This window comes from Pseudomonas sp. A39 (assembly GCF_058145955.1).
This window is the reverse complement of sequence record NZ_JBYVMD010000060.1, coordinates 20,819-29,035: the sequence shown is the minus strand read 5'-3', so window position 1 is coordinate 29,035 and position 8,217 is coordinate 20,819. Positions and strand designations below refer to the sequence as shown.

The window sequence follows — 8,217 nt, the reverse complement described above, 5'->3', positions numbered from 1 at the left end:
TCCAGCATCTCTTCAAAGGTGATCTTGTCCAGGCGCTGGGCCACGGACACCACACGCGGGTCGGTGGTGTAGACGCCATCCACATCGGTGTAGATCTGGCATTCATCGGCCTTGAGCGCCGCGGCCAGTGCCACGCCGGTGGTGTCCGAACCGCCACGCCCGAGGGTGGTGATGTTGCCCTGCTCATCCACACCCTGGAAGCCTGCTACAACTACCACGCGCCCGGCTTTCAGGTCAGTACGGATTTTCTGATCATCGATCTGCAGGATACGCGCCTTGGTATGCGCGCTGTCGGTCAGGATACGCACCTGGCTGCCAGTGTAGGACACCGCCGGCACACCACGCTTATTCAGCGCCATGGCCAGCAAGGCGATGGTCACCTGCTCGCCGGTGGACACGATCACATCCAGCTCACGCGGGAGCGGCTGTTGGTCGCCACTGATTGCCTTGGCCAGATCGATCAGGCGATTGGTCTCGCCGCTCATGGCCGACAGCACCACCACCAGGTCGTCGCCGGCATCGCGGAATTTCTTAACCTTGTCGGCCACCTGCTCGATTCTTTCGACGGAACCGACCGAGGTGCCTCCAAATTTCTGTACGATCAAAGCCATTTCTAAGCCGCCTCAGCCCGTAAAGGGGCGCCTAATATCCAATCAACCAGCACCGAGCAGCCCGTGACTAGACCACGGGCCGGTTAACAGTGCCTTAAATACCTGCTTCGACAAACGGCACGGTCAGGGCCAGGGCCGCGTCCAGGGCGCCAGCGTCTACACCACCGCCTTGCGCCATGTCCGGACGACCACCGCCCTTCCCGCCCACTGCCGCGGCGGCTTGCTTCATCAAATCACCGGCCTTGAGTTGGCCAGTCAGGTCCTTGGTTACACCGGCAACCAGAACGACCTTATCCTCATGGACACTGCCGAGCAGGATCACTGCGCGGCCGAGCTTGTTCTTCAACTGATCGACCAGGGCCAACAACGCCTTGCCATCCTGACCATCCAGGCGCGCAGCCAGGACTTTGACGTCCTTGACGTCCACGGCCGAAGCCGACAGATCGTCACCTGCAGCGCTGGCCGCCTTGGCTTGCAACTGCTCCAGCTGTTTCTCCAGGGCGCGGTTGCGCTCCAGCACAGCGGACAGCTTGTCGATCAGGTTGTCGCGGCTGCCCTTGACCAGGCTGGCCGCTTCCTTGAGTTGCTCTTCAGCTGCATTGAGGTAGGCCAGGGCCGCAGCACCGGTCACCGCCTCAATACGACGCACACCGGACGCGACGCCGCCTTCGCTGATGATTTTCAGCAGGGCGATGTCGCCGGTACGGTTGGCGTGAATACCACCACACAGCTCCACCGAGAAGTCGCCACCCATGCTCAGTACGCGAACATTGTCGCCGTACTTCTCGCCGAACAACGCCATGGCACCCTTGGCCTTGGCGGTCTCGATGTCGGTCTCTTCGGTTTCTACCGCAGTGTTCCTGCGAATCTCAGCGTTGACGATGTCTTCCAGGGCCTTGATCTGCTCAGGCTTGATCGCTTCAAAATGGCTGAAGTCAAAGCGCAGGCGCTGGCTGTCCACCAACGAACCTTTTTGCTGGACGTGCTCGCCCAGGACCTGGCGCAGTGCCGCGTGCAACAAGTGCGTGGCCGAGTGGTTCAGCGCCGTTGCATGGCGTACGTCGGCATCGACCTGGGTGTCCACCGGCGCACCGACCGTCAAGTTGCCCAACACCAACACACCGTGATGCAGGAAAGCACCGCCGGTCTTGGTGGTGTCGCGCACCTCAAAACGACCGGACGTCGAGCTCAGGAAACCGCAGTCGCCAATCTGGCCACCGGATTCGGCGTAGAACGGCGTCTGGTCCAGGACCACAACCGCCTCGTCGCCTTCACTCAACACGTCGACCGATTTGCCGTCTTTATAGAGGGCAACGATCTTGGCCGCGCCAACGGTAGCCTTGTAACCGGTGAACTCGGTGGGCACGTCGACCTTGACCAGGGTGTTGTAGTCCAGGCCAAAGGAACTGGCGGAACGCGCACGCACACGCTGGGCTTCCATCTCACGTTCAAAACCGGCCTCATCGATGGTCAACTCGCGTTCACGGGCGATGTCGGCGGTGAGGTCCATCGGGAACCCGTAGGTGTCATAGAGCTTGAACACGACATCGCCCGGCACAACGGTGCCTTTGAGCTCAGCCAAGTCCTGTTCCAGAATCTTCAAGCCGTGCTCCAAGGTCTTGGAGAACTGCTCCTCCTCAGCCTTGAGCACGCGCTCGATGTTGCCTTGCTGCTGCTTGAGTTCCGGGAAGGCTTCGCCCATCTCGGCAACCAGCGCGGCCACGATTTTGTAGAAGAAGCTGCCGGTGGCGCCCAGCTTGTTACCGTGGCGGCAGGCGCGACGGATGATACGACGCAGCACGTAGCCACGGCCTTCGTTGGACGGCAGTACACCGTCGGCAATCAGGAAGCCGCAGGAACGGATGTGGTCCGACACCACCTTGAGCGAAGACTGGCTTTCATTGGCACAGCCAATGGCCGCAGCCGAAGCGCTCAGCAGGTTGGTGAACAGGTCGATTTCGTAGTTGGAATGAACGTGCTGCATCACCGCACTGATTCGCTCCAGGCCCATGCCGGTATCCACCGACGGCGCCGGCAACGGATGCAACACGCCATCGGCGGTGCGGTTGAACTGCATGAACACGTTGTTCCAGATCTCGATGTAACGGTCGCCGTCTTCTTCCGGCGAGCCCGGTGGGCCACCCCAGATGTCGGCGCCGTGATCATAGAAAATCTCGGTGCAGGGGCCGCATGGGCCGGTATCACCCATGGTCCAGAAGTTATCGGAGGCGTAAGGCGCGCCCTTGTTGTCGCCGATGCGAATCATGCGCTCGACCGGCACACCGATTTGCTGGGTCCAGATGTCGTAGGCTTCGTCATCGGTGGCATAGACGGTGACCCAGAGTTTTTCCTTGGGCAGCTTCAACACGCCGGTGAGGAAGGTCCAGGCGAACGTAATCGCATCTTTCTTGAAATAGTCACCGAAGCTGAAGTTACCCAGCATTTCGAAGAAGGTGTGGTGGCGGGCGGTGTAGCCGACGTTTTCCAGGTCACTGTTCTTGCCGCCGGCACGCACGCACTTCTGGCTGCTGGTGGCACGGGTGTAGGCGCGCTTTTCCTGGCCCAGGAAGCAGTCCTTGAACTGGTTCATCCCCGCGTTAGTGAACAGCAGGGTAGGGTCATTGCCTGGGATCAAGGAGCTGGAGGCGACACGGGTGTGACCTTGCTCTTCGAAGAAGCGAAGGAAGGCTTCACGGATTTCTGCGCTTTTCATTAGGTTCTTCCACGGAGTCTGCGGCCAAAGGCCAGTGCGCAACATCATCAGACGAAGCGACGGCAAAGGGCCGCATTATATCGGCCCTTTGCCGGTGGTACAGCGTGTTTATGCGATAGAGAGGTTCAATTAGACGGTCTGCACGCTCATTTTGGCGAAAACTCGACAAATGCCTGCAGCACGCGCTCCATCTGCGCGCGGCTGACATCCATATGCGTGACCATGCGCAGCCGCGGCGCAACGCTCAGCTTGATCCCGCGCTCGGCGGCAAAGGCCTTCAGGGCATCGGCCCGGTCACCGATCTGCACGTAGACCATATTGGTCTGCACCGGCTCCACGCTGTACCCGGCCTCGCGCAGCGCATCCCCCAGCCACAGGGCATTGGCATGGTCATCGGCCAGGCGCTGTACCTGGTGATCCAGGGCATACAACCCCGCCGCCGCCAGGGAACCGGCCTGGCGCATACCGCCACCGACCATCTTGCGCAGGCGCCGGGCCTTGGCGATCAGCGCCGTGGAGCCGCACAGCACCGAGCCGATCGGCGCGCCGAGGCCTTTGGACAGGCACACCGACACCGAGTCAAAGTGCTGGGCAATCGCGCGCGCATCCACTCCCAGCTTGACCGCTGCGTTGTAGAGCCGCGCGCCGTCCAAGTGCAGGGCCAAGCCATGTTCACGGGTGAACGCGCGGGCGTTCGCCAGGTACTCCAGCGGCAACACCTTGCCTTGCATGGTGTTTTCCAACGCCAGCAGGCGGGTGCGGGCGAAGTGGAAATCGTCCGGCTTGATCGCAGCCAGCACCTGGTCCAGGTCCAGTGAGCCGTCCGCCTGCACGTCCAAGGGCTGGGGCTGGATCGAACCGAGCACCGCCGCCCCGCCCCCTTCGTATTTGTAGGTGTGCGCTTGTTGGCCGACGATGTATTCCTCGCCGCGCTCACAATGCGCCATCAACGCCAGCAGGTTGCTCATGGTGCCGGTGGGCACGAACAACGCCGCGGCAAACCCCAGGCGCTTGGCCAGCTCGGCTTCCAGGCGGTTGACGCTGGGGTCTTCGCCGTAGACGTCATCACCGCTGGCGGCAGTGGCCATCGCATCGAGCATGCCAGGGGTGGGTTGGGTCACGGTGTCGCTGCGCAGGTCAATCACGGACATGAATCAAGCCTCTGACGATTTGAATAAGTGCCTTATAAGCATGATTACTGCGGGCAAAGCCTGGGAATATCAAGCCCCCGCTGCATTGAATCGAATACCAACCAAACAAACCGATATAGCTTATCGATACGGCGGTCGTGCAGTTTTCGAAAAACCGTGTTAAAAACTCTCCGCCGCCAGGGTTCTGGCGGCAACGTTCTCAGGGCGGGGTGCAATTCCCCACCGGCGGTAATTGCACGCAATGTGCATAGCCCGCGAGCGCTTGGCGCCTCGAACTGCTCACGCGGTACGGCGGCAAGGTCAGCAGACCCGGTGTGATCCCGGGGCCGACGGTCATAGTCCGGATGAAGAGAGAACGGGATTGGCACCTAAGGGCCGCGCACCCCGTGTGCTTGCGTACCCTTAAATCCCATTCGATTCATAACGCCCTGTTTTTTTCTTAAACAGGAGTCAGAACATGCAACCCACCGCTATCGACAGCAAAAGCAAAAACCATCACGGCGAGCGCGTCGCGTTTATCCAGGCCTGCTGGCACAAGGATATTGTCGACCAATCGCGTAAGGGCTTCCTCGCCGAAATGATCGCCCAGGGCTACCAGGAATCGGACATCGATTTCTTCGAAGTCGGCGGCGCCTTTGAAATGCCCCTGCACGCCAAGCTGCTGGCCAAGACCGGCCGTTACGCCGGCATCGTTGCCGCCGCGCTGGTGGTTGACGGCGGTATCTACCGCCACGAATTCGTCGCCCAATCGGTGGTCAGCGGCCTGATGCAGGTGCAGTTGGAAACCGAAGTACCAGTGTTCTCGGTGTCGCTGACCCCGCACCACTTCCACGCCGGCAGCGAGCACACCACGTTCTTCTACGAACACTTCGTGCACAAGGGCCAGGAAGCTGCGCGTACCTGCGCCGACACCCTGCACAAAGTGCGGGCGATCCGTCGCAGCGAGCCGCGTGCGCTAGCCGTCTAAGCAACACAGCAAAACAAAATGTGGGAGGGGGCTTGCCCCCTCCCACATTTGGATCCGGTTAAGACTTGAGATCTAGGCCAGGCCGGCATCCGTCGTCGGCACAATCAATATCCCCGCCCGCAAACCATTCTTCACCTTCGGGTTAGGGAAGATGATGCGTGCACCCTCCTCCTCGATCACCCAGCGCGTCTTGGCCACATCTTCGGCCAGCAGATAACCCTTTTCCAACTCCGAAAAGTTTTCCACGTCAGCCGGCAAATGCAGCAGGAACGCATCACTGTGCTTGATGACTTCGCGCGACACGGCGAACAGTTTCAACCCGTCCAGGCTGTCAGTCTCAGGTTCGGTGCCTTCGATGATCTGCTTGAGGCGCAGCTCCAGGCGGGAAACATTCACGCTCTGGTTCTGCCCAAACGGCCGCGCCTTACCCAATTCCAGGGTGAAAGCCTCGGCCTCCAACTGTTCATAGGTAAACGCGGTGAAGGTGATCGAGGTCTTGTTCTGCAGCAGCACCGCTTGCATGCCTGCAGCGTTCAGGCGCGCCAGTTGGTGACGTGAATGCTGGCGACCTTCTTTCCACGGGTACAAGGCGAACTGCTCGATCTTCGAGCCACGAATGGCCGTGTGCAGGTCGTAATGCAGGCGCGAACGGCCCGGCAGGCTGAAGAAACTGCGAGCCAGTTGCTCCAGCTCGGCGGCGCGCATGGCTTCGGGGCCGATGTTTTTTTCATGCCGACCGTTGAACAGCCGGTTGACGTCCAGCTCGAGGTAGCGCTCGCCGCGGCGCATGGCCTCGGTGTTGCCGAACAGGAACAGGACACGGGAGCGGGGTTTAATCTCCCCACGGGCGATGCCATGCAACAGGCGGTCGAGCAGTTCGATCGGCGCGGTTTCATTGCCATGGATGCCGGACGACAGCAGCAGGTCGCTGCCGTTGTCGCGGGCCTCAGGTGGGCGCACTTCAAGCGCGCCCTCACTGAGCCAGCGCATCTGCACGCCGTCGACAGTCAGTTGAATTTTTTGCGCCGGTTCGCGACCGGCGAGGGTCAGTTCAAGCAGTTTGCCGAGGGCGAGCATAAGCAGCTTCCTTAGTGGTTGCAGCCAGGACCGTGGACGTGATCGTCGTCATCGCCTTCAACGTCGGCCGGTTCCATTTCCAGTTGCAGGCTCATCAGGTTGGTGGCCAGCGGGCGCATCAACAGGTTGGCGTACTCGGCGTCGCCCTCTTCCACGTCCACACCGATCAGCAATTGGCCACGGCCGTCGTGCTGGATCCAGATCTCCTTGCCCTGCCACACCACGGCGACGCGGGTGCAGGAGGTTTCCAGCTGGGTGCCGTCGGTGTCTTCAAGGATCAGTTTCAGGGTGTCGGTGGTCATAGAGTAGCTCTCAGCATAGGGCGTAAAAGAAGGTGGCGTTAATTGATCTGGAACGGATAAACCGAGCCCAGTTTAAGGATTTGCGTCAGTTCATCCAGTGCCGTCCGGCACTCAAGCAGCAATTGCGGGTCAGCCAGGTCGGTTTCACGCAGGCTGTCGCGGTAGTGCTTGTCGACCCATTGGGTCAGCGTGTCGTACAGCGGCGCCGTCATGATAACGCCTGGATTCACCGCCGCCAGTTCCGTTTCGTTCAACGCGACACGCAAGCGCAGGCATGCAGGGCCTCCGCCGTTCTGCATGCTTTGCTTGAGGTCGAACACCTTCACTTCGCGGATCAACCCACCGGACGCGGTCAGGCCTTGCAGGTACTGCCAGACGCGTTCATTGGCGCGGCACTCTTCCGGCACGATCAGCAGCATCGAGCCATCGGCGCGGCTCAGCAGCTGGCTGTTGAACAGGTAGGAACGCACCGCGTCCTCGACACTGACCTGGGCGCGGGGCACGCACACCGACTGGAAGTGGCCGCCCAGCTTGCCCAGCTTGCCGTGCAATTCGCCGAGCATCTGCTCGGTATTGAGGAACGCATCCTCGTGATAGAACAGCACTTCACCGTTGCCCACCGCGATCACATCATTGTGGAACACGCCGGCATCGATCACCGCCGGGTTCTGCTGGGCGTAGACCACGCCGTCGTCCTGCAAGCCGTGCAAGCGCGCGACCGCCTGGGACGCTTCGAGCGTCTGGCGCGCCGGGTACTTCTGGGGTGCCGGGTAACGGGTATCAAAGGCGCTGCGCCCGTACACAAAAAACTCCACGCCCGCCTCGCCATAATCGCGGCAGAAGCGTGTGTGGTTGGCCGCGCCCTCGTCACCGAACTGCGCCACCGCCGGCAACGCGGCGTGGTGGGCGAAGTGCTTCTGGTCGGCAAACATCGCCCCCAGCACGCGGCTGGTGGTCGGGTGTTCAATGCTGCGGTGGTACTTGCAGTTGAGGTTGGCGGCGGTGAAATGCACGCGGCCGTCAGCAGTGTCGGCACTCGGGCTGACGGTGGCGGCATTGGCCACCCACATGCTCGACGCCGAGCAGCTCGCGACCAGCAGCGGCATGGCGTGCTTGGCCGCCTGCTGGATGACTTGGGCGTCGGTGCCGCTGAAACCGAGGTTGCGCAAGGCGGCCACATCCGGACGCTCCTGGGGAGCCAACACACCTTGCACAAAGCCCATGTCCATCAGGGCTTTCATTTTCTGCAGGCCCTGCAACGCCGCTTCCTTCGGGTTGGAAGACTGCTGGCTGTTGCTCTGGGACGCGACGTTGCCGTAGGACAAACCGCCGTAGTTATGGGTCGGCCCCACTAGACCGTCAAAATTGACTTCATAGGATTTCATCGGCGAGGCTC

General features: G+C 61.2%; 7 protein-coding genes and 1 riboswitch. Of the genes, 1 reads left to right on the top strand and 6 read right to left on the bottom strand.

What is annotated here, in order from left to right; translation table 11 throughout:
• The 3 genes from AC3ZU9_RS28345 to ltaE form a co-directional block, all read right to left on the bottom strand.
• Positions 1-611 (bottom strand): aspartate kinase (locus tag AC3ZU9_RS28345; protein WP_490091650.1); only part of this gene is annotated, 611 nt, incomplete at its 3' end.
• Between the two features lie 94 nt (positions 612-705).
• Positions 706-3,324 carry an alanine--tRNA ligase gene (gene alaS, locus AC3ZU9_RS28340; RefSeq protein WP_064055095.1) on the bottom strand — a complete coding sequence of 873 codons (2,619 nt, stop codon included), beginning with the start codon at positions 3,322-3,324 and terminating at the stop codon, positions 706-708.
• 146 nt (positions 3,325-3,470) lie between these two features.
• Complete coding sequence (gene ltaE, locus AC3ZU9_RS28335; protein ID WP_015885469.1) at positions 3,471-4,475, bottom strand: low-specificity L-threonine aldolase; 1,005 nt, start codon at positions 4,473-4,475, stop codon at positions 3,471-3,473.
• A gap of 191 nt (positions 4,476-4,666) precedes the next feature.
• A riboswitch (FMN riboswitch) is annotated at positions 4,667-4,836 on the top strand.
• Between the two features lie 96 nt (positions 4,837-4,932).
• On the opposite strand from ltaE, the gene AC3ZU9_RS28330 reads away from it, so the two are divergent.
• Positions 4,933-5,442 carry a 6,7-dimethyl-8-ribityllumazine synthase gene (locus AC3ZU9_RS28330; RefSeq protein ID WP_015885470.1) on the top strand — a complete coding sequence of 170 codons (510 nt, stop codon included), beginning with the start codon at positions 4,933-4,935 and terminating at the stop codon, positions 5,440-5,442.
• Positions 5,443-5,514: 72 nt separating this feature from the next.
• Here the strand turns inward: AC3ZU9_RS28330 and astE are convergent, their stop codons facing one another.
• Genes astE through astB form a run of 3 tightly spaced genes read right to left on the bottom strand, consistent with a single transcriptional unit; the run spans position 5,515 to position 8,206 of the window.
• Positions 5,515-6,519, bottom strand: a complete 1,005-nt coding sequence (gene astE, locus AC3ZU9_RS28325) for a succinylglutamate desuccinylase (protein ID WP_231807748.1) — start codon at positions 6,517-6,519, stop codon at positions 5,515-5,517.
• Positions 6,520-6,530: 11 nt separating this feature from the next.
• Positions 6,531-6,821 carry a hypothetical protein gene (locus AC3ZU9_RS28320; protein ID WP_003214319.1) on the bottom strand — a complete coding sequence of 97 codons (291 nt, stop codon included), beginning with the start codon at positions 6,819-6,821 and terminating at the stop codon, positions 6,531-6,533.
• Positions 6,822-6,859: 38 nt separating this feature from the next.
• Positions 6,860-8,206 (bottom strand): N-succinylarginine dihydrolase, encoded by a 1,347-nt coding sequence (gene astB, locus AC3ZU9_RS28315; RefSeq protein ID WP_015885472.1) that lies wholly within the window; start codon positions 8,204-8,206, stop codon positions 6,860-6,862.
• Positions 8,207-8,217 lie beyond the last annotated feature (11 nt).

Excerpts from the sequence above, each read along its gene's own strand:
- astE (WP_231807748.1), bottom strand. The coding sequence starts at position 6,519 with ATGCTCGCCCTCGGCAAACTGCTTGAACTGACCCTCGCCGGTCGCGAA.
- alaS (WP_064055095.1), bottom strand. The coding sequence starts at position 3,324 with ATGAAAAGCGCAGAAATCCGTGAAGCCTTCCTTCGCTTCTTCGAAGAG.
- AC3ZU9_RS28330 (WP_015885470.1), top strand. The coding sequence starts at position 4,933 with ATGCAACCCACCGCTATCGACAGCAAAAGCAAAAACCATCACGGCGAG.
- ltaE (WP_015885469.1), bottom strand. The coding sequence starts at position 4,475 with ATGTCCGTGATTGACCTGCGCAGCGACACCGTGACCCAACCCACCCCT.
- astB (WP_015885472.1), bottom strand. The coding sequence starts at position 8,206 with ATGAAATCCTATGAAGTCAATTTTGACGGTCTAGTGGGGCCGACCCAT.
- AC3ZU9_RS28320 (WP_003214319.1), bottom strand. The coding sequence starts at position 6,821 with ATGACCACCGACACCCTGAAACTGATCCTTGAAGACACCGACGGCACC.